At 41.3% G+C, this 22,678-nt stretch carries 28 protein-coding genes; 24 read left to right on the top strand and 4 right to left on the bottom strand.

The annotated features are described in order from the left end of the window. Positions 1-7: 7 nt before the first annotated feature. The 5 genes from hisB (at position 8) to ABE547_RS05505 (ending at position 4,491) form a co-directional block, all read left to right on the top strand. Positions 8-595 (top strand): imidazoleglycerol-phosphate dehydratase HisB, encoded by a 588-nt coding sequence (gene hisB, locus ABE547_RS05525; protein ID WP_347377820.1) that lies wholly within the window; start codon positions 8-10, stop codon positions 593-595. 15 nt (positions 596-610) lie between these two features. After that, positions 611-1,894, top strand: a complete 1,284-nt coding sequence (hisIE, locus tag ABE547_RS05520) for a bifunctional phosphoribosyl-AMP cyclohydrolase/phosphoribosyl-ATP diphosphatase HisIE (RefSeq protein ID WP_347377819.1) — start codon at positions 611-613, stop codon at positions 1,892-1,894. Positions 1,895-1,947: 53 nt separating this feature from the next. Then, positions 1,948-2,250 (top strand): hypothetical protein, encoded by a 303-nt coding sequence (locus ABE547_RS05515; RefSeq protein ID WP_347377818.1) that lies wholly within the window; start codon positions 1,948-1,950, stop codon positions 2,248-2,250. Positions 2,251-2,352: 102 nt separating this feature from the next. Then, on the top strand, positions 2,353-3,201 hold the full coding sequence (rfbD, locus tag ABE547_RS05510; RefSeq protein WP_347377817.1) for a dTDP-4-dehydrorhamnose reductase: 849 nt from the start codon (positions 2,353-2,355) through the stop codon (positions 3,199-3,201). 6 nt (positions 3,202-3,207) lie between these two features. After that, positions 3,208-4,491 (top strand): dicarboxylate/amino acid:cation symporter, encoded by a 1,284-nt coding sequence (locus ABE547_RS05505; RefSeq protein WP_347377816.1) that lies wholly within the window; start codon positions 3,208-3,210, stop codon positions 4,489-4,491. Positions 4,492-4,499: 8 nt separating this feature from the next. Here ABE547_RS05505 and ABE547_RS05500 read toward each other — a convergent pair whose 3' ends face one another. Then, positions 4,500-5,543, bottom strand: coding sequence for a glycosyltransferase (locus ABE547_RS05500; RefSeq protein WP_347377815.1), 1,044 nt, complete (start codon positions 5,541-5,543; stop codon positions 4,500-4,502). Positions 5,544-5,632: 89 nt separating this feature from the next. On the opposite strand from ABE547_RS05500, the gene ABE547_RS05495 reads away from it, so the two are divergent. From ABE547_RS05495 to rsfS, 15 genes are all read left to right on the top strand, one after another. Next, positions 5,633-7,498: a TIGR03960 family B12-binding radical SAM protein gene (locus ABE547_RS05495; protein WP_347377814.1), complete on the top strand. Its 1,866-nt coding sequence runs from the start codon at positions 5,633-5,635 to the stop codon at positions 7,496-7,498. Further along, positions 7,482-8,237 carry a TIGR03936 family radical SAM-associated protein gene (locus tag ABE547_RS05490; protein WP_347377813.1) on the top strand — a complete coding sequence of 252 codons (756 nt, stop codon included), beginning with the start codon at positions 7,482-7,484 and terminating at the stop codon, positions 8,235-8,237. Before ABE547_RS05495 ends, ABE547_RS05490 begins: the two co-directional genes overlap by 17 nt. A 21-nt stretch (positions 8,238-8,258) precedes the next feature. Continuing rightward, positions 8,259-8,738 carry a Cys-tRNA(Pro) deacylase gene (ybaK, locus tag ABE547_RS05485; protein WP_347377812.1) on the top strand — a complete coding sequence of 160 codons (480 nt, stop codon included), beginning with the start codon at positions 8,259-8,261 and terminating at the stop codon, positions 8,736-8,738. A 70-nt stretch (positions 8,739-8,808) separates the two neighbouring features. Further along, entirely contained in the window at positions 8,809-10,149 is a 1,341-nt protein-coding gene (locus ABE547_RS05480) for an aspartate kinase (protein ID WP_347377811.1), read from the top strand. Positions 10,150-10,180: 31 nt separating this feature from the next. Further along, a complete protein-coding gene (locus tag ABE547_RS05475; protein ID WP_347377810.1) occupies positions 10,181-10,606 on the top strand; it encodes a CBS domain-containing protein in 426 nt (141 codons plus the stop codon). Next, positions 10,603-11,403: an amidohydrolase family protein gene (locus ABE547_RS05470; RefSeq protein WP_347377809.1), complete on the top strand. Its 801-nt coding sequence runs from the start codon at positions 10,603-10,605 to the stop codon at positions 11,401-11,403. The genes ABE547_RS05475 and ABE547_RS05470 overlap by 4 nt, the downstream gene beginning before the upstream one ends. Next, entirely contained in the window at positions 11,403-12,296 is an 894-nt protein-coding gene (locus tag ABE547_RS05465; RefSeq protein ID WP_347377808.1) for a DMT family transporter, read from the top strand. Before ABE547_RS05470 ends, ABE547_RS05465 begins: the two co-directional genes overlap by 1 nt. Positions 12,297-12,425: 129 nt before the next feature. Then, positions 12,426-12,734 (top strand): 50S ribosomal protein L21, encoded by a 309-nt coding sequence (rplU, locus tag ABE547_RS05460; protein ID WP_235249401.1) that lies wholly within the window; start codon positions 12,426-12,428, stop codon positions 12,732-12,734. Positions 12,735-12,749: 15 nt separating this feature from the next. Then, positions 12,750-13,082: a ribosomal-processing cysteine protease Prp gene (locus ABE547_RS05455; RefSeq protein WP_347377807.1), complete on the top strand. Its 333-nt coding sequence runs from the start codon at positions 12,750-12,752 to the stop codon at positions 13,080-13,082. A 5-nt stretch (positions 13,083-13,087) separates the two neighbouring features. Next, positions 13,088-13,369, top strand: a complete 282-nt coding sequence (rpmA, locus tag ABE547_RS05450) for a 50S ribosomal protein L27 (RefSeq protein ID WP_016225477.1) — start codon at positions 13,088-13,090, stop codon at positions 13,367-13,369. Between the two features lie 102 nt (positions 13,370-13,471). After that, the gene (obgE, locus tag ABE547_RS05445; RefSeq protein WP_347377806.1) at positions 13,472-14,755 is read left to right on the top strand and encodes a GTPase ObgE; all 1,284 of its coding nucleotides are present in this window, start codon (positions 13,472-13,474) and stop codon (positions 14,753-14,755) included. A 23-nt stretch (positions 14,756-14,778) separates the two neighbouring features. Beyond that, the gene (gene yhbY, locus ABE547_RS05440) at positions 14,779-15,069 is read left to right on the top strand and encodes a ribosome assembly RNA-binding protein YhbY (RefSeq protein ID WP_347377805.1); all 291 of its coding nucleotides are present in this window, start codon (positions 14,779-14,781) and stop codon (positions 15,067-15,069) included. A 39-nt stretch (positions 15,070-15,108) separates the two neighbouring features. Further along, complete coding sequence (nadD, locus tag ABE547_RS05435) at positions 15,109-15,741, top strand: nicotinate-nucleotide adenylyltransferase (RefSeq protein ID WP_347377804.1); 633 nt, start codon at positions 15,109-15,111, stop codon at positions 15,739-15,741. Between the two features lie 32 nt (positions 15,742-15,773). Further along, positions 15,774-16,358, top strand: a complete 585-nt coding sequence (gene yqeK / locus ABE547_RS05430) for a bis(5'-nucleosyl)-tetraphosphatase (symmetrical) YqeK (RefSeq protein WP_347377803.1) — start codon at positions 15,774-15,776, stop codon at positions 16,356-16,358. A 1-nt stretch (position 16,359) separates the two neighbouring features. After that, positions 16,360-16,713 carry a ribosome silencing factor gene (gene rsfS, locus ABE547_RS05425; RefSeq protein ID WP_347377802.1) on the top strand — a complete coding sequence of 118 codons (354 nt, stop codon included), beginning with the start codon at positions 16,360-16,362 and terminating at the stop codon, positions 16,711-16,713. A 108-nt stretch (positions 16,714-16,821) separates the two neighbouring features. Here rsfS and lexA read toward each other — a convergent pair whose 3' ends face one another. Continuing rightward, complete coding sequence (lexA, locus tag ABE547_RS05420; RefSeq protein ID WP_347377801.1) at positions 16,822-17,439, bottom strand: transcriptional repressor LexA; 618 nt, start codon at positions 17,437-17,439, stop codon at positions 16,822-16,824. Positions 17,440-17,667: 228 nt separating this feature from the next. On the opposite strand from lexA, the gene ABE547_RS05415 reads away from it, so the two are divergent. From ABE547_RS05415 to ABE547_RS05405, 3 genes are all read left to right on the top strand, one after another. Then, the gene (locus tag ABE547_RS05415; RefSeq protein ID WP_347377800.1) at positions 17,668-18,030 is read left to right on the top strand and encodes a LysM peptidoglycan-binding domain-containing protein; all 363 of its coding nucleotides are present in this window, start codon (positions 17,668-17,670) and stop codon (positions 18,028-18,030) included. A 242-nt stretch (positions 18,031-18,272) separates the two neighbouring features. Continuing rightward, positions 18,273-19,190 carry a MerR family transcriptional regulator gene (locus ABE547_RS05410; RefSeq protein ID WP_347377799.1) on the top strand — a complete coding sequence of 306 codons (918 nt, stop codon included), beginning with the start codon at positions 18,273-18,275 and terminating at the stop codon, positions 19,188-19,190. A gap of 206 nt (positions 19,191-19,396) precedes the next feature. Continuing rightward, positions 19,397-20,470, top strand: coding sequence for a tyrosine-type recombinase/integrase (locus tag ABE547_RS05405; protein ID WP_347377798.1), 1,074 nt, complete (start codon positions 19,397-19,399; stop codon positions 20,468-20,470). Positions 20,471-20,511: 41 nt separating this feature from the next. On the opposite strand, the gene ABE547_RS05400 is transcribed toward ABE547_RS05405, so the two are convergent. Beyond that, complete coding sequence (locus ABE547_RS05400) at positions 20,512-21,030, bottom strand: hypothetical protein (protein WP_347377797.1); 519 nt, start codon at positions 21,028-21,030, stop codon at positions 20,512-20,514. A gap of 176 nt (positions 21,031-21,206) precedes the next feature. Here ABE547_RS05400 and ABE547_RS05395 point away from each other — a divergent pair, with 176 nt between their 5' ends. Further along, positions 21,207-21,965, top strand: coding sequence for an ATP-binding protein (locus tag ABE547_RS05395; RefSeq protein WP_347377796.1), 759 nt, complete (start codon positions 21,207-21,209; stop codon positions 21,963-21,965). 47 nt (positions 21,966-22,012) lie between these two features. Here ABE547_RS05395 and ABE547_RS05390 read toward each other — a convergent pair whose 3' ends face one another. Further along, positions 22,013-22,657, bottom strand: coding sequence for a cytidylate kinase-like family protein (locus ABE547_RS05390; RefSeq protein ID WP_235251170.1), 645 nt, complete (start codon positions 22,655-22,657; stop codon positions 22,013-22,015). Positions 22,658-22,678 lie beyond the last annotated feature (21 nt).

The raw sequence follows: 22,678 nt of genomic DNA, 5'->3' as shown, positions 1-22,678 counted from the left end.
GGTAAACATGAACAGAACAGCAAGCTGTGCCAGAAAAACCAAAGAAACAGATATCAGGCTTACTCTGAATCTCGATGGAACAGGAAAGACACAGATACATACAGGGGTCGGTTTTTTTGATCATATGCTGGATGGATTTGCAAGACATGGACTGTTTGATCTCGAAGTTCAGGTGAACGGGGATCTTCATGTAGACTGCCATCATACGATCGAGGATACCGGGATTGTGCTGGGACAGGCAATAAAGGAAGCAGTTGGCGACAAAGCCGGGATCAAACGCTTCGGACATTTTATTCTTCCAATGGATGAAACGCTTGCATTATGTGCACTGGACCTTTCGGGAAGGCCCTATCTTGGCCTTGATGCCGGGTTTACGGCAGATCGCATCGGGGATATGGATACACAGATGATCAGAGAATTCTTCTATGCGGTGTCCTACAGTGCAATGATGGATATCCATCTTAAGATCATGGACGGAACCAATGATCATCACAAAGCAGAGGTGCTGTTTAAGAGCTTTGGAAAGGCACTTGACATGGCAACGATGGAAGAGCCGAGAATCAAAGAAGCATGGACGACGAAGGGAAGCCTTTAAAGGAGCAGAAGATATATGAGTTATAAGAAATTAATTCCCTGCATTTTCATTGCGGATGGGAAAGCAGTAAAGTGGTTCAGTGACAGAGGGATATTGTCCGAGGATGTCGTTGGGCTTGCCAAATACTACAGTGATCACGGAGCAGATGAATTGATTATATTTGATCTTTCTGAATCAGATGATGAGCATGACAGGAACATTAATCTGATCAAAAGAATCAATCGTGCGATCCGGATACCGATGATCGTCGGAGGGAATATGAAACGGCAGGAGGACATCAAAAAAGTTCTGTATGCCGGTGCCAAGCGTGCGATGCTGAATTTTTCCAGGCCGGAAAGTGTAAAGCTCATTGAAGATGCGGCAAAACGATTTGGTAAAGAAAAACTGGCGGTATCACTGAATGACTTTGATGCACTCTTTAAACATCAGCATCTGATTCAGGCATATTGCAGTGAAATCGTATTTATGCACAGACTGGATCTTAATTCCATCATGAATGTAACGGATGTGCCTTGTGTCATCGTAACAGATACAGAAGAAGAGCCGGAATTATTCAAGATTCTGAAATGTCCCGGAGTCAAGGGACTTTCCGGAAAATATATAAGCCGTCAGAATATTGATCTGGCAGATTTCAAGGAAAAATGTACTGCAGAAGATATTCAGATGACTTCGTTTGAAAGTATGATGGAATTTTCTCAGTTTAAGACCAATGATCAGGGACTGATTCCGGTGATTGTACAGCACTATAAAACACAGGAAGTTTTAATGCTGGCATATATGAATGAAGAATCTTTTAACTGTACGATCAAAACCGGAAAGATGACATATTTCAGCCGAAGCAGACAGAAGCTCTGGATCAAGGGTGAGACCAGCGGTCATTATCAGTATGTGAAGTCACTGACGATCGACTGTGATCTGGATACATTGCTTGCAAAAGTAGATCAGATAGGAGCAGCATGCCATACGGGCAATCCAACCTGCTTTTTCCAGCCACTGGTCGGAACGGATTACGATGAGACGAATCCGCTTCAGGTATTTGAATCAGTATATAATACGATAAAAGACAGAAAAGAAAACCCAAAAGAGGGTTCTTACACAAACTACCTGTTCGATAAAGGAATTGATAAAATTCTGAAAAAAGTCGGAGAAGAAGCAACGGAAGTGGTTATTGCTGCCAAGAATCCGAATCCGGAGGAAGTAAAATATGAGCTTGCAGACTTCCTGTATCATGCAATGGTCCTGATGGTAGAAAAGGGCATTATGTGGGAAGATATCGTGAAAGAGCTTGCAGATCGGTAGGATTACGTATATTGCGGAAGTGCAAAGCATATGTATTTCCAGAGGTGATGTGCGTGAATAGTTCAGAAAAACGAAGGCAGAAACTTCTGGAACAAACCAGGCGAATGTACAGTGATCGTGAGATTCCTGCGATTCATCCAAGATATGGCGCGATATATGATCAGCTGTATCCGGAGACTGAGAGGAATCCCGGTTCCGGAAGTTTTGGATTCCGACTGTTACTCTGTATCTTGCTTTTTGTATGCTATGTATCCATGGACTATATGGGAAAACAGGTAATAAATGTCAGCAGTGACAGAATTGCTGAAGAAATTGCCGTTGATGTAGATGTGGCAGAGGTCTGGAAACAGCTTTAACTTGACAGAAAATTGATTTATCAGTATAATATGCAAAAGAGATGAAAAGTGTTGATTATTCATAATCAACACTTTTCTTTTGTAAATGAGGAGGTTAAGGGTATGTTAAAAGTATGGATTGTTGGTTCGGGCGGACAGATTGGAAGCGCGATTAATGAAGTGCTTGATCCGCTTGAGATCGAAGTATTTAACACGGATAAGGACGAGCTTGATATCACAGAAACGGATGAAGTACTGAACTTTGGTGAAGTGAATCGCCCGGATGTGATTATTAACTGTGCTGCGATCACAGATACTGAACTGTGTGAAAGGGAACCGGAACTTGCCTATCGTGTGAATGCTCTCGGAGCCAGAAACTTAAGTATTGTTGCACGAAAAATTGGCGCGAAGATGGTTCAGCTGTCCACAGATGATGTATTTGACGGGCTGAGCAGGACGCCCTACAGTGAATTCGATGATACCAATCCGAAGACCGTATATGGCCGTTCGAAAAGAGCCGGAGAAAACTATGTGAAAGAATTTACACATAAGCATTTTATCGTCAGGAGTAACTGGGTATACGGAAATGGCAATAATTTTGTGAAGCGTGTCCTGGAAGCTGCAAAAAATCAGAAAATGCTTGCGGTTGCATCTGATCAGTTTGGTTCTCCGACAAGCGCAAAGGATCTGGCAAAGATCATTCTGTATCTGATCGGAACAAATGAATACGGTACATATCATGCAACCTGCAAGGGTATCTGTAACCGTTATGAATTTGCACAGGAGATCCTGAAGCTTGCAGGCGAGAATATAGAACTGAAGGCGGTTCCTACCAGTGAATCAGAACTTTCTTCTGTAAGGCCTGCCTACGCAGTGCTGGATAATTTTATTTTACGGATTATTGATGTATATGAGATGCCGGACTGGAAAGCGTCTCTGAAAGAATATATGAGTGAGAAAATGGAGGCGTAGCAGTGTATGGAAAAAACGTTAAAAAAGGATAAGAAAAAATTAGGTCTTACAACAAAGATCTTTATTGCTCTGCTTGCAGGAGCAGCATTTGGAATCGTATTATGTTATCTTGTTCCGGATGGTCATGTGAAAAATGATATCATCGTAGAAGGAATCATGTATGTCATCGGTCAGGGATTCATCCGTCTGATGAAGATGCTGGTAGTGCCGCTGGTATTCTGTTCTCTGGTCTGTGGAAGTATGTCGATCGGAGACACAAAAAAGCTGGGGACTGTCGGTGTAAGAACATTGATTTTTTATCTGTTTACGACAGCACTTGCAATTACAGTTGCATTGTCGATCGGTAATCTGATCAACCCGGGAATCGGGCTTGATATGAGTGCGATTAAGTCCAATGCGGCAGAGGTTCAGACCATGGAGGCCACCTCTTTGTCAGATACGATTCTAAATATCATTCCGGATAATCCGATCAATTCACTGGCAAGCGGAAGTATGCTCCAGATCATTGTATTTGCACTGATTGTCGGGATCATTCTTGCAAAACTGGGAGATCGTGTGGAGACTGTCTCCAATTTCTTCAGTCAGTTTAATGATATCATGATGGAAATGACGATGATGGTCATGAGTCTTGCACCGATTGGTGTATTCTGTCTGATCGGAAGAACATTTGCAAATATCGGATTCAGTGCATTTGTTCCGCTGGCAAAGTATATGATCGGTGTGCTGATCGCACTGGCAATTCAGTGTTTCGTTGTATACATGGCATTACTTAAGGGATTTACCGGACTGAATCCTTTCAAATTCATTAAAAAGTTTTTCCCTGTAATGGCATTTGCCTTCTCCACAGCAACATCTAACGCGACGATTCCGATGTCAATCGATACACTGTCAAAGAAAATCGGTGTATCAAAGAAGATATCTTCTTTTACCATTCCTCTTGGAGCAACGATCAATATGGACGGTACTGCGATCATGCAGGGAGTTGCGGTTGTATTTGCAGCACAGGCCTTCGGTATCCAGCTGGATATGGTAGATTATCTGACGGTAATCGGTACTGCAACACTGGCATCGATCGGAACAGCGGGTGTTCCGAGTGTTGGTCTTGTAACGCTGACTATGGTGTTTAATTCTGTCGGCCTTCCGGTAGAAGCGATCGGCCTGATCATGGGAATTGACCGTATTCTTGACATGACCAGAACAGCAGTCAATATCACCGGTGATGCGGTATGTACAACGATTGTTGCACATCAGAACAAAGTTCTGGACAAGGAAATATTCAATAAGGATTAGAGATCCATTTACAGAATTTTCTGAATATTCTGCTTGATTTGCTTTTTGCTTCGTATCGTTTCTACTTTCAGCAATCCTTTTGCAGACAGCTTCTGAAGCAGCATGGACAATGTGTGCTGGCTCATGTTGGTAAAGTCGGCCAGCTCACGGCGTGTCGTGCAGTGATGAGGCTGATTCAGATAGAGAAGCAGCCGTGCTTCATTTAATGTCATGTCATTTTTCATTGCAATTGGTTCTAGGTAATAATCCAGAAGTTTACGGTTCCGGTATTCATCCATCAGGAAACCTTCACTGGATATCGCTTCGGACGAGATCTGATTGCGCTCTTCTCCAAGCTTCTTGGATCCGGGGAGAATTGCGGGCGGAACTGCTCCGTCACCGGCAGCATCAATGAGAAAACGGTATACCCACAATTTGTTTTTCTCATAGACTTCGTCGTTCATTACATGTTTATAAAAATTATTATAATACTCAAAGACCATCAGCTTCATCTTGATGGTCTTTGAAATGCTCATTCCCTGGCTTGCAAGAGAGCCTTTCGTTTTGACATAATAATAGATTGGAACCTGCAGTGCATAAAATATATTTGCATGACGGATATATTCGAGATTAAACATAAAGTCTTCACACCAGCTGATGCTGGTATCCATGCGAAGATGGTGTTCCTCGATAATACTACGCTTAAATAATTTGTTCCAGAGTACACCATAGTAGAAGTCAGCAGGATTTTCAATCATATGTTCCGCAAATTCTTCACGAGTCAATACGCAATCGTCTTCGATATCTCCCTTATGCGATACGCGATCTCCAACCACGCGATAAAAATCAGAGATTACCATGTCACAGTGATACTGCTGTGTAGACTGCACCAGAAGTCCTGTGGCATTGGGGGTAATCCAGTCGTCGCTGTCAAGAAACTGAAGATAGGTACCCTTTGCCTGGTCAATCGCAATATTCCGGGAGTCTTCGAATGCAAATCGATCACAGATCTCTCCGGAAGAATCGTGTTTAGTTGTTTTATCTGGAATTCTGATGTGAAACGTTCTTGACAAGAACAGCAACTTGTTAGAAACTTAGAATGTGAATGAGCAGAAGATATATTCTGATGATTGTATAAAAATAACGAAGGAGTCTAAAAAGAATGCGTAAACTTGCTTTGAGTGACGATATATTAATGAAAATCGAGAAGCCTGCCCGCTATATCGGCGGTGAGGTGAATTCTGTCATGAAGTCAAAAGAAGATGTGGACATCCGCTTTGCAATGTGTTTTCCGGATGTGTACGAGATTGGAATGTCGCACCTGGGAATACAGATTCTCTATGATATGTTCAATCGAAGAGAGGATGTGTGGTGTGAAAGAGTGTATTCACCATGGACAGATCTGGATCAAATTATGAGAGAGGAGAATATTCCACTGTTTGCTCTGGAATCACAGGATCCGATCAAAGAATTTGATTTTCTGGGAATTACGATCCAGTACGAGATGTGCTACACAAATATTCTGCAGGTACTGGAACTGAGCGGGATTCCTTTGGAGGCTTCCGAACGTGATGAGTCGGATCCGATTGTAATCGGAGGAGGACCGTGTACTTATAATCCTGAGCCACTGGCAGAATTTTTCGATCTCTTTTATATTGGAGAGGGAGAGACGGTCTATGACCAGCTCCTGGATGCCTATAAAGAAAACAAAAAGAATGGTGGTTCCAGAAAAGACTACCTTGAAAAAGCGGCAGAAATAGAGGGAATCTATGTTCCTTCATTTTATGATGTTTCGTATAAGGAAGATGGAACGATTGAGTCATTCAGACCGAATAACCCACATGCCAGAGAGTCCATTAAAAAACAGGTGGTTATGGATGTAACGAATACAACCTATCCGGAAAAACCGGTTGTGCCGTTTATTAAAGTGACGCAGGACAGGGTAGTCCTGGAGGTGCAGCGGGGCTGTATCCGTGGCTGTCGATTCTGTCAGGCGGGAATGCTCTATCGCCCGACCAGAGAGAGAAATGTCGAAGTACTGAAGGAATATGCCTATAAGATGCTGAAGAATACAGGACATGAAGAGATATCGCTCAGTTCCTTAAGTACAAGCGATTACAGTGAGCTTAAGGAACTTGTTACTTTTTTGATCGATGAATTCAAAAAGGATGGAATTAACATCTCCTTGCCGTCCCTGCGAATTGACGCATTTTCTCTGGATGTCATGGGACAGGTACAGGACATCCGGAAAAGCAGTCTTACATTTGCTCCGGAGGCCGGTTCCCAGCGAATGCGTAATGTAATTAATAAAGGACTTACAGAAGAGGATATTCTGGAAGGAGCAGGTCAAGCGTTTGAAGGTGGATGGAACAAGGTGAAATTATACTTTATGTTGGGACTTCCTACGGAGACAGAGGAAGATATGCGGGCGATCCCGGAACTGGCAGATAAGATTGCCAGAAGGTATTATGAGATTCCGAAGGATCAGAGAAACGGCAAGTGCCAGATTACGGCCAGCAGTTCTTTCTTTATTCCGAAGCCTTTTACTCCTTTTCAATGGGCAAAAATGTATACCAATGAAGAATACATTGCCCGGGCGGCTATTGTTAAGCATGCATTTAATGAACAGCTGAATCGCAAGAGCCTGAAATATCATTGGCATGATGCAGAGGTTACCGTACTGGAAGGTGTATTTGCCAGAGGAGACCGAAAGACAGCCGAAGTGATTAAGGAGGCATATCGCCTGGGATGTCTCTATGACTCATGGAGTGACCAGTTCGATAATGCAAAATGGATGCAGGCATTTGAGAATACTGGCATTGATATTGCATTTTATAACCAGCGTGAACGTTCTATGGATGAAATATTCCCATGGGATTTCATTGATATCGGAGTGACAAAAAAGTTTTTGCAGCGCGAATGGGAACGTGCAATGCGTGCAGAGGTGACACCGAACTGCCGGACGCAGTGTTCTGGATGCGGGGTAGCAAAATGGAAAGGAGGGGTCTGCATTGAAGGCAAGAATTAAATTCCGTAAATATGGAGTTATGAAGTTTATCGGACATCTTGATGTGATGCGATATTTTCAGAAAGCGATAAGAAGAGCAGGGATCCCGATTGCCTATACAGGCGGTTACAGTCCGCATATGATCATGTCTTTTGCGCAGCCGCTTGGTGTAGGAGTGACCAGTGACGGAGAGTATCTGGATATAGAATTGGAAGAACCGATCACATCTGAAAAAGCATTGAAACAGCTGAATGACGTAATGGTCGAAGGAATGGAGATTGTAAGCTTTCGTGAGATATCAGAAGAGAAAAAGGCAAGTGGAATGACGATTGTCGCTGCTGCCGATTACCGGGTAACACTTCTGGAATCCGTAAAAACATCTGATATCACCAGACCTCTGCCTGCGGACTGGAATGAACGGATACAGACGTTTCTGGAACAGCCGGAGATTACAGTACTAAAAAAGACGAAGCGAAGTGAAAAAGAAGTGAACATCAGGCCTATGATTTTTCGGATGGAAGTTCTTCCGGGAGAGCAAGGAAAAGAAAGTGACAGCATCTATCTGTTTCTCGCGACCGGAAGTGAACAGAATCTGAAACCAGATCTGGTAATGGAAACATTTCTTTCTTATATAGGAATGGATCCTTCTTTGGTTCCGCTTCATTATCACAGACTGGAAGTATATGCGAAAAATGACAAAGATCTTCAGAAAGAAGAGTCATACATCTCGCTTGAGAATCTTGGATGGGATATGATCTGATAAAACAGGAGCTGATATTATATGAGTAAAAAAGAAGTAAAGACGAATGCAATGCGTATGCTGGATCGACAGAAGATTCCTTATACGTATGAAGAGTATGAATGTGATGAATTTACAGATGGGATCCAGGTGGCTGATAAGCTGGGATATGCACATGAACTGGTATACAAAACGCTGGTGACGACAGGAAAAACGGGTGGATACTATGTCTTTGTCATTCCGATCGAAGAAGAGATTGATTTTAAGAAGGCGGCCAGGGTTGTCGGTGAAAAGTCCCTGGAAATGCTGCATCTGAAAGATCTGACCCGGGTAACAGGTTATGTCAGAGGCGGATGTACTGCGATTGGTATGAAAAAGCAGTTTCCTACGGTTATACAGGAAAATGCATGTGAACTTACGAAAATGCATGTAAGCGGCGGGAAACTCGGAATGCAGATTACCTTATCGCCTCAGGATCTTCAAAAAGCAACGAATGCAAAATTTGCTGATGTAATACGTTGAAGTTCTCCAGAAAATGATGTAATATAATAAAGGTTAAAAAGAAAAGTATTTTGAAGGAGTACGAAAGAAGATGAAAAAAGTTGTAAAATTTGGTGGAAGTTCGCTGGCGAGTGCCGAGCAGTTTAAAAAAGTAGGCAGAATTATTTCAAAAGATGAGACGAGAAGATATGTCATTCCTTCCGCACCCGGAAAGCGTACGCCAGATGATACAAAAGTTACTGATATGTTATATAGCTGCTATGGGCAGGCGCTTCTGGAAGATGATTCAGAAGATTGTGAGACAAGCTTTGTTGAACAGTTCCATAATATTGAAGAGCGATACAACAGTATCATTGAAGGTCTTGGGCTGTCACTTGACTTAAGCGAAGAATTCAAAATCATCCGAACAAATTTCAGCAGGAAAGTAGGAAGGGATTACGCTGCATCCAGAGGAGAATACCTGAATGGTATTATTATGGCAGCATATCTTGACTATGAATTTATTGATGCGGCGGATGTAATATTTTTTGATGAAAACGGTAATTTTGATGCAGAAAAAACCGATCAGATTCTCTCTGCACGGCTTGAGCATACAGAACGTGCGGTCATACCGGGATTCTATGGATCCAGACCGGATGGAAGAGTACAGACTTTTTCCAGAGGCGGATCGGACATTACAGGTTCCATTGTTGCAAAAGCAGTGCATGCAGACATGTATGAAAACTGGACAGATGTTTCCGGATTTCTGATCGCTGACCCCAGGGTTGTTAAGAATCCAAAGCCAATTGACGTAATTACCTACAGGGAACTCAGAGAGCTTTCCTATATGGGAGCAACCGTACTTCATGAAGATGCAATCTTCCCGGTAAGAAAGGAAGGTATCCCGATCAATATCCGCAATACGAATTCGCCGGAAGATAAAGGAACTTTAATTGTGGAAGACACCTGCAGAAAACCGAGATTTGTAATTACCGGTGTTGCAGGAAAGAAGGATTTTGCATCTATTACGGTTGAAAAGGCGATGATGAACTCAGAAGTGGGGTTCTGTAAACGAGTACTGGAAGTGTTTGAACAAAATGACATCTCTATTGAACATATGCCGTCCGGAATAGACACCATGACGATCTTTGTTCATCAGGATGAATTTGAAGAGAAAGAACAGAAAGTGATCGCAGGAATCCATCGTGCAGTTGAACCGGACTTTCTGGAACTGGAATCGGATCTTGCACTGATTGCAGTCGTAGGAAGAGGAATGCGTGCAACACGCGGAACATCCGGAAGAATCTTTTCTGCACTGGCACATGCCAATGTGAATGTAAAAATGATTGATCAGGGCTCCAGTGAGCTGAATATTATCATCGGTGTCCGCAATCATGATTTTGCGGCAGCCATTAATGCAATCTATGACATCTTTGTAAAAACAATCATATAATGAAATGACGAAGACTTGGGGAGGTCTTGTAATGAATATACTTTTTTTCCTGAAGCCAAAAAGTGAACTTGCTTACATATATGACTATCACACACTTAGACAAGCGTTGGAAATAATGGAATATCACAAATATTCCAGTGTGCCGATTCTGAATAAAGAGGGCAAATACGTGGGGTCGATCACAGAAGGTGATCTGCTGTGGTCATTAAAGAAATTGAATCTATTTAATATAAAAGAAGCAGAAGAGATTAGTATCATGAAGATTGAACGTCGGGTCGATTATCAGTGCGTGACGGCTGAATCAAATATGGAAGATCTAATAGGACGCGCTATGGAACAGAATTATGTGCCTGTCGTAGATGACAGAGGACATTTCATCGGCATTATTACCCGACGGGATATCATCGGATATTGTTATGACAAAATGAAAGAGAAAGAAAGTGAAAGAGAAATATGATTATTGATTTCCATACACATATATTTCCGGAAAAGATTGCTGAAAAAACAATTGATTTTCTCAGCGGAGTATGTCAGGCCACTCCATGTACCAATGGTATGTACGGTGGACTGAAGGCTTCCATGCAAGAGGCAGGAATCGATATCTCTGTAGCACTGCCGGCAGTAACAAAAGCCTCGCAGATGTCTTCTGTGAACTGCTTCGCAGCACAATATCAGGATGCTCCGATTATATCATTCGGCGGAATTCATCCGGACTGTACAGACTATAAAACAGCACTTCGCGAGATCCGCGACATGGGCATGAAAGGGATTAAGCTTCATCCGGACTATCAAGACAGATATTTTAATGACATCCAATATAAAAGGATCATCAGTTATGCATCCGAGCTTGATCTTGCAGTGGTTGTTCATGCAGGTGTGGATCCAAAATGTCCGGAGGATGTTCACTGTACCCCGAAGATGGCGCGTGAGTTACTGGATGAAGTGAAGCCTGTAAAGCTGGTTCTGGCACATATGGGCGGTAATGAAATGTGGGATGATGTGGAGAATTATCTGGTCGGTGAAGATGTATATCTGGATACGGCTGTTGTGCTTGACAGAATGTCACAGGAACAGTTCCTGAGAATGGTTCGTTCCCATGGCGCTGAAAGAATCCTGTTTGCAACAGATTCTCCATGGGCAGGACAAAAGGAATTTGTTAAGATTCTTTCAGAGATGCCACTTACGGACGTAGAAAAAGATAAAATATTTTATAAGAATGCATGTAAGTTATTGAATCTGTCAGGAGAATCATAATGAAGAGAGTGGCTCCTTTGTTTGTATTATCGGCTTCCGTTCTGTGGGGATCCATGGGAATTGTGACAAGATATGTGGCATCGCTCGGATTCAGTACCCGTCAGACAGCAGCGGTACGAATCTGTTCTGCTGCACTGGTTCTTGTCCTGTATCTGTTGATTACGGACAGACAAAAGTTTCATATCGAAAAGAATGATCTGAAATGGTTCCTGGGTACCGGATTTGGAAGCCTGTTTGTTAACAATCTTGCATATGCGGCCACGGTACAGATGGCATCATTGTCGGTTGCTGTTGTTTTGTTGTATACTGCACCGTTTTTTGTATTGGTTTTATCAGTAGTCCTTTTCAGGGAGACGTTGACACTTCGGAAAGTAGCTGCACTTCTTCTTGCATTTACGGGATGTATTCTGGTGGTTGGGTTGTCAGGAGCAAACCTGGGAGAAAAGCCTGTTCTTACACTTTTTCTGGGATTATGTACCGGTCTGGCATATGCGCTTTACAGTATTATCGGAAAATTTTTGGTTGGCAGATATGAATCAATGACTGTGACGGTATATACCTTTATTTTTGCAGCTTCAGGTACGTTTCTGATCAGTGATCCCGGAGATACGTTCTGTATCATAGCAGAACATATAAAAGAGATGCCGATTGTTATAGTCGGAAGTGTGATTACACTGGCCATGCCATATGTGTTGTATTCTCTGGGGCTTCGCTATATGGAGAGCAGCAGAGCATCAATTATAGCATCCTTTGAGGTTGTGGCTGCCAGTCTGTTTGGAGTGATTTTCTTCCATGAACGTCTGGATTTTCTGAATCTTGCAGGAATCGTATGTGTGATAGCTGCGTTGATTCTTCTTCAGGTGAATTCTGAAAAAAATATTGAAAATAATTGATGCAGAACACTTGATTTTTATGAAATCATATGATATCATGCAATAGTGTGCCGCACAATGAGGTTTAAGTTCTGCCCTGTTACAGGTCGGACACCGTAGTTGGCGAGTAATGATAATAGGAGGTGCCATATGTACGCAATTATAGCAACAGGTGGTAAACAGTACAAAGTAGCAGAAGGCGATATCATTAAAGTAGAGAAGCTTGGTGTAGAAGCCGGAGAGACTTATACATTTGACCAGGTGCTTGCAGTAAGTGACAATGGATTAAAGATTGGTAATCCTACTGTTGAAGGTGCAACAGTTGAAGCTTCTGTAGTTGAGAACGGTAAAGCAAGAAAAGTTATCGTTTACAAGTATAAGAGAAAAACTGGATACCATAAGAAAAATGGTCACAGACAGCAGTATACTGCAGTAAAGATTGAAAAAATCAACGCTTAATATTGGAGAACATCCATGATTCATGTAACCATTTATCAAAACGCTCAGAACGAATATACAGGTTTTCAGACAAAAGGGCATGCGGGATATGATGATGCAGGACATGACATCGTCTGTGCAGCAGCATCAATTCTTGTCATCAATACGATCAATGCGATTGATCAGTTTACGGATGACGATATTTCACTCAGTTCTGATGAGAAAGATGGGATGATTTCCTGTTACATCGGCGGGGAAGTGTCTGATGCTACACAGCTTCTTTTGAAAACAATGGTTCTGGGACTGGAGCAGATGGTTGATGATGAGAACTATGCAGAATATATTGATTTAACATTCGAGGAGGTGTAACAACCATGATGAAATTAAACCTTCAGTTTTTCGCTCATAAAAAAGGTGTTGGTTCTACAAAGAACGGTAGAGATTCTGAGTCTAAGAGACTTGGTGCCAAGAGAGCTGACGGACAGTTCGTTAAAGCTGGTAATATCCTTTACAGACAGCGTGGAACAAAGATCCATCCAGGTATCAACGTAGGTCGCGGTGGAGATGATACTTTATTTGCACTCGTTGATGGTGTGGTAAGATTTGAAAGAAAAGGAAGAGATAAGAAACAGGTTTCTATCTATCCGGTAGCTTAATTATGAGTTGAAAAGAGCGTTGCAGTTAACTCCGTTTACAGTTATGATGCAGCGCTCTTTTTTATGTCACAGAAAATATGATCGAACAGAAAGGAAAGACGTATGTTTGCAGACAGAGCAAGGATATATATCAGATCCGGTAAAGGAGGCGACGGTCACGTCAGTTTTCGCCGCGAATTATATGTACCGAATGGCGGACCGGATGGCGGAGACGGAGGCCGTGGCGGAGATGTGATATTTGAAGTGGATGAAGGACTGAATACGCTTCAGGATTATCGACACAAAAGAAAATACACGGCAAAAGACGGACAACCGGGCGGTAAGCGCAGATGCCACGGAGCAGATGCAGATGATATTATATTGAAAGTTCCGGAAGGAACTGTAATTAAAGAATCAGAATCCGGAAAAGTAATTGCGGACATGTCCGGAGATAATCGCAGACAGATTGTTTTAAAAGGCGGCAAAGGTGGTCTGGGAAATCAGCATTTTGCGACTGCGACCATGCAGGTGCCAAAGTATGCACAGCCCGGGCAGCCTTCCAGAGAATTGTATGTGGATCTTGAGCTTAAGGTGATTGCAGATGTAGGTCTTGTAGGATTTCCAAATGTAGGAAAATCTACTTTTTTGTCCAGAGTTACTAATGCACAGCCAAAGATTGCGAATTATCATTTTACAACACTGAATCCTAATCTCGGGGTTGTTGATCTGAAGGATGGAAAGGGATTCGTAATTGCAGATATTCCCGGACTGATAGAAGGAGCTTCTCAGGGAGTGGGGCTTGGACATGAATTTCTGCGTCACATTGAACGTACCAAGTTAATGATCCATGTTGTAGATGCTGCAGGAACTGAAGGACGTGATCCGGTAGATGATATCTATAAGATCAATGCCGAACTGGAAGCTTATAATCCGGAAATCGCAAAACGGCCACAGGTGATTGCTGCAAATAAGATTGATGTCATATATTCTGACGAAGATGATCCGCTGAAACGTCTGAAAGATGAATTCGAGCCAAAAGGAGCCCGTGTATTCCCGATATCCGGAGTCACAGGAGAAGGCATCCAGGATCTTTTATATTATGTATCTGAACAGCTGAAGGGACTTGATCAGGCACCGATCGTATTTGAGCAGGAATATTTCCCGGAAGAAGAGCTCTTACTGGATGATCTTCCGTATACAGTTGAAAAGGAAGATGATATGTATGTAGTGGAAGGACCGAAGATTGAGAAAATGCTGGGATATACGAATCTGGATTCTGAAAAAGGATTTGCATTTTTCCAGAAATTCTTAAAAGAATCCGGGATTCTTGAACAGCTGGAAGCAGCTGGAATTCAGGAAGGCGACACCGTGCGTATGTATGGGCTTCAGTTTGATTATTATAAATAGGTATATTACAGGAGAATGAAAAGATGACAACAAAACAAAGAGCATATTTGAAAAGCCTTGCGATGACTATGGAACCGATATTCCAAATTGGGAAGAACAGTATGACTCCGGAAGTTACCAGTGCAATCCAGGAAGCTCTGGACGCAAGAGAACTGATTAAGATCAGTGTTCTCAAGAACTGTGCGGATGATCCGCGTGCGCTTGCGGAAGTAATTGCGGAACGTACCCGTTCCCAGGTGGTTCAGGTAATCGGTAAGAAGATCGTTCTATATAAAGAAGGAAAAGATAAGAATAAAAAAATTCAGCTTCCGTAATTATGGAACGGAAACAGCAATGCAGAGATGGAGGGTGTTATGAAGACTGGAATTATGGGCGGAACCTTTGATCCGATACACAACGGGCACCTGATGCTGGGACAGGCCGCATATGAATCATTTGATCTGGATCAGGTATGGTTTATGCCAAATGGAAATCCTCCGCATAAGAAGTCTTCTTCCATGGAATCGGAGGTGGAAGACCGGATTCGTATGACAGAACTTGCAATTCGGCCTTTCCCGCAGTTCAAGATAGAGTTATACGAGGCAGAACGTACAAAGATTTCTTATTCTTACAGTACGATGGAATACCTGACAAAAGCACATCCGGGTGATGCGTTTTACTTTATCTTAGGAGCGGATTCTTTATTTACTATTGAGTCATGGAGATATCCGGAACGATTCTTTCGTACCTGTACTGTTTTGGCAACGTACCGGGATGATATAAATACAGTAGAAAAGATGAATACTCAGATCCGGTATCTGAGGGAAAAGTATGATGCCAGAATAGAGCTCTTTGCGACTTCCCCTGTCAAAGTTTCATCTCATGAACTCAGGGAAGAAGTAAAAGAGGGCAGATGCATTGCCTCTTATGTTCCGGCAGAAGTAGAAACGTATATATCGGAGCATCACTTATATCAGGACAGATCATGCATTCTGCTCCGTAAGTGAGTCTTTAACAGAACATTAAAAGAGGAAAAGAAATGGACGATAAGATTACAAAGATACGTATAAAACTTGAAAAAGAACTGGATAAGGATCGATTCCAGCATACTCTCGGAGTTATGTACACGTCGGCGGCTATGGCAATGCGCTATGAGGCAGACCTGGAACAGGCACTTCTTGCGGGTCTTCTTCATGACTGTGCCAAATGCATTCCCGGAGATAAAAAAATCCAGCTGTGTGAAAAACATCATCTTGGCGTATCCGAGGTAGAACGAAAAAATCCAAGTCTATTGCATGCGAAGCTCGGAGCATTCATAGCAGAAGAAAAATACCATATCAAAGAGCGGGAGATTCTGGATGCTGTTCGAAGTCATACAACCGGAAGGCCCGGAATGTCTCTCCTGGAAAAAATCGTATATATTGCAGATTATATGGAACCGGGAAGAAAAAAACTGCCCAATATGGCTGATGTTCGCAAGCTTGCTTTCACAGATATTGATGCATGTCTGTACAGGATACTGAAAGATTCTCTGGTATACCTGAATACCCGTAATATATCTGTGGATCCGATGACGCAAATGACGTATGAATATTATAAGAAAGAATTAGGCAGGGAGGATTAGTATGGATCAGGCAAAGGAAATGGCACGTGTCGCTTTTACGGCACTGGAAGATAAAAAAGGAAGAGATGTCTGTATTATTGATATTTCAAACATATCCGTTCTCGCAGACTATTTTGTTATAGCAGATGGTACCAGTGACAGCCAGGTAAGCGCACTGGTAGATAATGTAAGTGAAAAAATGCATCAGGCAGGATTCCAGCAGAAGCAGTGCGAGGGACAACATGGCGGATCATGGGTGCTTATGGATTATGGTGACGTGATCGTTCATGTGTTTGACCGGGAAAGCAGAGAATTCTATAATCTGGAACGCATCTGGAACGATGGAAAAAGAATTGACAGGCTCAGTGAATTATAAGATAAAAAATATGTTAAAAAATAGAATTGCCGCAGAACGCTGTTGCTCTCTGAATGATGCAGCTGCATTCTGCGGCAATTCTTATATGTGATTTGTCAACAAACATAATTAACGCAGAAAACGGAAAACGCCAATAACCTTTCCCATAATCTGCACTTCCGAAACAATAATCGGATCTAAAGCGTCGTTCTCAGGCTGAAGCCTATAAATACCTTCTTCTTTGAAGAAGCGTTTTACAGTTGCTCCATCTTCAACAAGTGCAACGACAACTTCACCGTTACGTGCAGTCGGGGTCTGTTCAACCAGTACAAAATCTCCATCGTAGATTCCGATATTAATCATACTGTCGCCTCTGACTTTCAGCATAAAAGTCTGATTGTTCGGCATATAATCCATTGGAATAGGGAAGTAATTTTCAATATTCTGCTCTGCAAGAAGTGGTTCTCCGGCGGCAACACGGCCAACGATCGGAACGTTAACCATCTCACGGCGATTAAAATTAAATGTATCATCCAGAATCTCTATTGCACGGGGCTTAGTCGGGTCTCTGCGGATATATCCGTTCTTTTCCAGTGTCTCCAGATGAGAATGTACGGAAGAAGTGGATTTTAAATGAACTGCTTCACAGATATCACGAACAGAAGGCGGAAAACCTCTTTCCAGAATCTGAGACTTAATATATTCTAATATTTCCTGTTGCTTTGCACTGATTTTACCCTGAGCCATGAAATCCTCCTTGTATATCAAATATGATACGAAATTCTTAATATAAATATTTTATCATAGGAAAGTTGAAAACGCAAACAAATGTTTAGAAAATATGTTCGATTTTTTTGCAGTTCCTATATTGACAAACACATGTTCTGGATATATAATACAAATACAGAAGCGAACAGATGTTCAGAACTATTGTTCGCAAAAGGGGATATAAGTATCATATGAGGAGGAATTGTCATGAATGCACACAGATTACATGTAACTAGTAAAAGAAGAAGAGATGTATATTTGAAAAGAATGATGCTTGTCTTTACAGCTTTGATCCTGGTTTTGGGAATCAGTGTATTTTATGGAACACGTCTTGTAGACGCTCATGATCGTACAGATTATACTAATACTGCAGATCATAAATATTATAAAAGCATTCAGATTGTTTCCGGAGATACATTATGGAATATTGCAGAAGAATATATGAATGAGAATTATGATTCTGTTACCGAATATATTGATGAATTGAAAAAAATTAATGGACTGACGTCTGATGATATTCAGGAGGGACAGTTTATTACGATTGCATATTTTGATACGGATTCTAGATAACATGTATGAATCTATCTGCCGATATATAAGAAAATTCTTTATCTTATATATATTATACTCACCCATGGCAATGCCGGAATTCAGGAACAATTTTCCTTTTCAGGCATTGTCTTTTTGTTTATAATTAGATTTGTATATATAAATATTAAAAAAATAATTGACATTATAGCGACTTTAGGGTCTATGATTTAGGAAAGAAAAGACATACGCGTATGAATTTAAATTTATGAGAGGTGAAGCAAATGCTGATAAAAGAAGTAGAGCAGGTGACAGGGATAAAGAGTGTGAATATCCGATATTACGAGAAAGAAAATCTGATCCACCCGGTTAGAAAGCTGAACGGGTATCGGGAATATTCAGATGAAGATGTCAGACGACTGAAGCAGATAAAAACACTGCGGCTTCTGAATGTGTCCGTTCCGGATATTCAGGAGGTTCTGGATGGCAAAACATCCCTGAGTTCGGTGATGGAAAAAAGGCTGAATGAACTGCAGGAGGAAGAGCAGAAGTTAAAAGAAATTAAAGCCACATGTGAAACAATCATCATGGATGATATCAGTGTTGCCGATCTCGATGAAAGTGTACTTTATGGTGATAAAAATACCTGGAAAGTGAGGTTGGAACAAATTATGAAGGAAGATATTGATAAAAAATTTTTAGGAAAGAGTATTCTTTATCTTATATTATGGATTTTACTCGGAAAAATGTTTGTTGTGGCATTTTCGCATCTGTCACCTCCTGAGGCAGATATCGCCGTAGTTACCTCCTATGTAGTGAAAGGAATCGGTATATTTTTTATCTTATATGGAATTGGTCTTACTATATTTGAAGGAATCACGGGAAAAGATTTTTTATGGGTTTATGGAAGAGACTGGGGTGCAAACGGACTTGGTGCCCTTGGCAATTCTTTTGCAATCTGTGGTCTTGGAATTGCATTTTTGGGATCGTCTGTAGTACAGATTCTTATTGAATTCGTGGTTGTATGTGCAATCTGCATCGGAATACGCGGATTTATTATGTATCGGAAAAAAGCCCTGAAACGAAGTGGTCGGATGCCGATGAAGAACAGCGTGATCATGTTGATTGCTACAGGTGTATTACTCGTAATGTTTATTCTATCAATCAGATTCCTGCAGTATGATTATTCCATTCATCTGTAGAAAATATAAAATTTGAATCATGCGATTTCACAAGAAAAGCTGAGGTAAGCGAATGAGCGTCGAAGCGTTCTTGTGAAATCGCAGGTTTTCAAATAGATCTATACGACAAATACCGATTTTTCCAAAAGATATAGACGAAAAATGAAGGATATGGTATGATAAATGCAATTAAGGGGTTCATACATTTCTTTTAAGGGGGATTTTTTATGACTGATACACAAAAAACTCGTACCTACCATGAACAGACTCGTATAGATCAGACCATACGTCTTCGTGAAGTTCTGAAAACATTACCGCCATTTGCGAAAGATTATTTTCGTGCGATTGAACCAAGATCTTCAGCAAAGACCCGCATTAGCTATGCATATGATATCCGGGTTTTTTTTCATTATTTAGTAGATAATAATCCTGTATACAAGAATTATACCATGGATCAGTTTACACTTCAGGATCTGGAACGGCTGGAACCTGTGGATATTGAGGAATACATGGAATACTTAAAAGTATATACACGTGAAAATGACGGGGAACTAATAACAAACGGGGAAAAGGGATTGTCCAGAAAAATGTCTGCATTACGCAGTTTTTACAATTATTATTTTAAACATCAGATGATTTCGAAAAATCCTACTTTGCTCGTGGATATGCCAAAGCTCCATGAAAAAGCGATCATTCGTCTGGATACGGATGAAGTTGCCATGCTGCTTGATTATGTAGAAACTGCAGGTGATCATCTGACCGGTCAGGCACTTACTTATTATAAGAAAACACGCGATCGTGATCTGGCGATTCTGACACTTCTTCTGGGAACCGGAATCCGAGTCTCTGAATGTGTGGGTCTCGATCTTACCGACGTTGATTTTAAAAATAATGGTATCACGGTTACGCGAAAAGGCGGTGGACAGATGGTTGTATATTTTGGTGAAGAAGTTGCAGAGGCGCTGATTAATTACATAGAAGGTGACCGGAAATCCATTACTCCCCTCTCCGGCCATGAAAATGCATTATTCCTGTCTTCTCAGAAGAAACGCATGGGGGTCCAAGCCATTGAAAACATGGTAAAAAAGTATGCCCGTCAGGTAACACCGAATAAAAAAATCACACCACATAAATTAAGAAGCACTTATGGTACCTCTCTGTATAAAGAAACGGGCGATATTTATCTGGTCGCAGATGTTCTGGGGCATAAAGATGTCAATACGACCAAAAAGCACTATGCAGCAATCGATGAAGACAGACGCCGGAAAGCTGCGACAGCTGTACATCTTCGGGAACCATAACTCAAAAATAAGCGTATGACTACAGAAAGAGACAGGAATGATTACCAGATTCCATAACAGACAGATCGTTCAATCACAGCAACCAGAATCGTGGTTATCAGATTACTGATAATAATTGCAGATAAGAGGCGCTTTTTTCTAGTATCTCCCACATCTTTTTTTAAAGAAAAGTACATGATCGGTCCTTCTGCCAATAACGTCAGAATGAAATAATATGTTCCGACTGTATAGATATGATCATATTGTATCATATCAGAAAATACAGGGTATTTCATATGTGTAACCTGGTCTGCCCAGTTCAGAAGATATGGTACAAGAAAAGATACCATGTTTGCCAGTATATTCATACCAAATACTTTATAAAGGCGATGTACGTTTCCACCCCAATTGATTGCAGCTGTTTCAATAAAAATGGTAGCAACGGCAACTATGGGAAGGAGGTCAAACGGTCTTGTTTCTGATATCCACTGCCAGGATGAGTTTGCAAATACAGTGGTATCAAAAAGAACTACGCTAATCAGTAAAAATAATATCAAAGAAGCATGAATCCATCTCTTCATAGGATCATCCTTTCCGTCTGTTATTTGTCCGTTTTATTATCTTCTATCTTAATTGTTTTACCGGATGATATCAACATACTTCATGAATTCATAAAACGATATTAAGAAAATATTATGTACATTGGCGTGCGCTTCTGCTAAAATATAGTCTGGATATTACGAAAGGACAGATGAAAATGAAACTACAGAAATTACTCAGCTATACAAGAAAAGCTGTTGATGAATATCAGATGATTGAAGAGGGGGATCATATTGCAGTTGGAATCTCAGGAGGCAAGGACAGCCTGACTCTATTATATGCCATGCATGGTCTGCAGCGATTTTATCCAAAGCATTTTAAACTCAGTGCCGTGACTGTGGATCTTGGATACCGCGAATGTGATTTTACACCGGTCGTAAAACTGTGCGAAGAGCTTGGAGTTCCCTATAAGATCGTAAAGACGGATATTGCACATATATTATTTGAAGAACGAAAGGAAAGCAATCCCTGCTCTCTGTGTGCAAAGATGAGAAAAGGTGCATTAAATCAGGTGGTAAAAGAGATGGGATGTAATAAAGTGGCATATGCTCATCACAAGGATGATATCATAGAAACCATGATTTTATCCATGCTGTTCGAAGGCCGCTTTTACTCTTTCTCTCCGCGTACGTATCTGGACCGTATGGATCTTACAGTCATCCGTCCGATCATGTTTGTGGAAGAGGCAGAGGTCATCGGATTTAAGAATAAGTACCAGCTTCCGGTTGTGACCAGCCGTTGTCCGATTGATGGATATACAAAGCGCCAGTATGCCAAGGAGCTTGTAAAACAGCTGAACATAGAGCATCCAGGTGCAAAACAGAGGATGTTTACTGCGATATTAAATGGAAATATTTCCGGGTGGCCGGAGCGTGTTCCTTATGTTCGACACAAAGAAAATCCTGAGATAAATTGATATATCTCAGGATTTTCTTGTGGGAATCGCGCGTGACAGAGTAATCGTCAGATCTTTTTACTGCAGTCCCGCTCTTTAATTTCAATTATTTTTTCAATTGCTTCGGCAGTTCCGTCAATTCCCAGAATCGAACTGTCCAGACAGATATTATAGCTTTCTGCAGCACCCCATTTTTTGTTGCTGTAATAGTTATAATAGCTGGCTCTCTTTTTGTCTGTTTTACGAATAATATCCTTTGCTTTTGCATCCGTAAGATCATAGATTCTTGCAATTCTTCTGACCCTTGCATTGATATCTGCATGAATGAACACACTCAGAACATTTTCGTATTCTTCCAGTGCATAATCTGCACATCTTCCTACAAGTATGCATGGGCCTTCATCTGCAATTTTACGAATTGCGTCAAATTGAGCAAGAAAGATCTTGTGATTGATTGGCATATCCGTATAATTTGAAGATGGATAGCCGAGAGAATAAGAATCCATTACCAGAGAATACAGGAAACTGTTTGTTGGCTTCTCATCATGTGTCTGAAACAGCTCTTCGCAGATTCCGCTTTCTTTTGCTGCTCTTTCCAACATCTCTTTATCATATAATTTGATATCAAGGTCTTTTGCAACCTTATATCCAATCTCGCGCCCAGCACTACCATACTCTCTTCCGATAGTAATAATTGTATTTGTTTTAGCCATATACTTCACGCTCCTCATGAT

The sequence above is a fragment of the Dorea sp. YH-dor226 genome (assembly GCF_039832105.1).
In the GTDB taxonomy this organism is placed as follows: domain Bacteria; phylum Bacillota; class Clostridia; order Lachnospirales; family Lachnospiraceae; genus Dorea_A.
The sequence above is the reverse complement of the archived record's forward strand: the minus strand, read 5'-3'. Positions and strand labels throughout refer to the sequence as shown.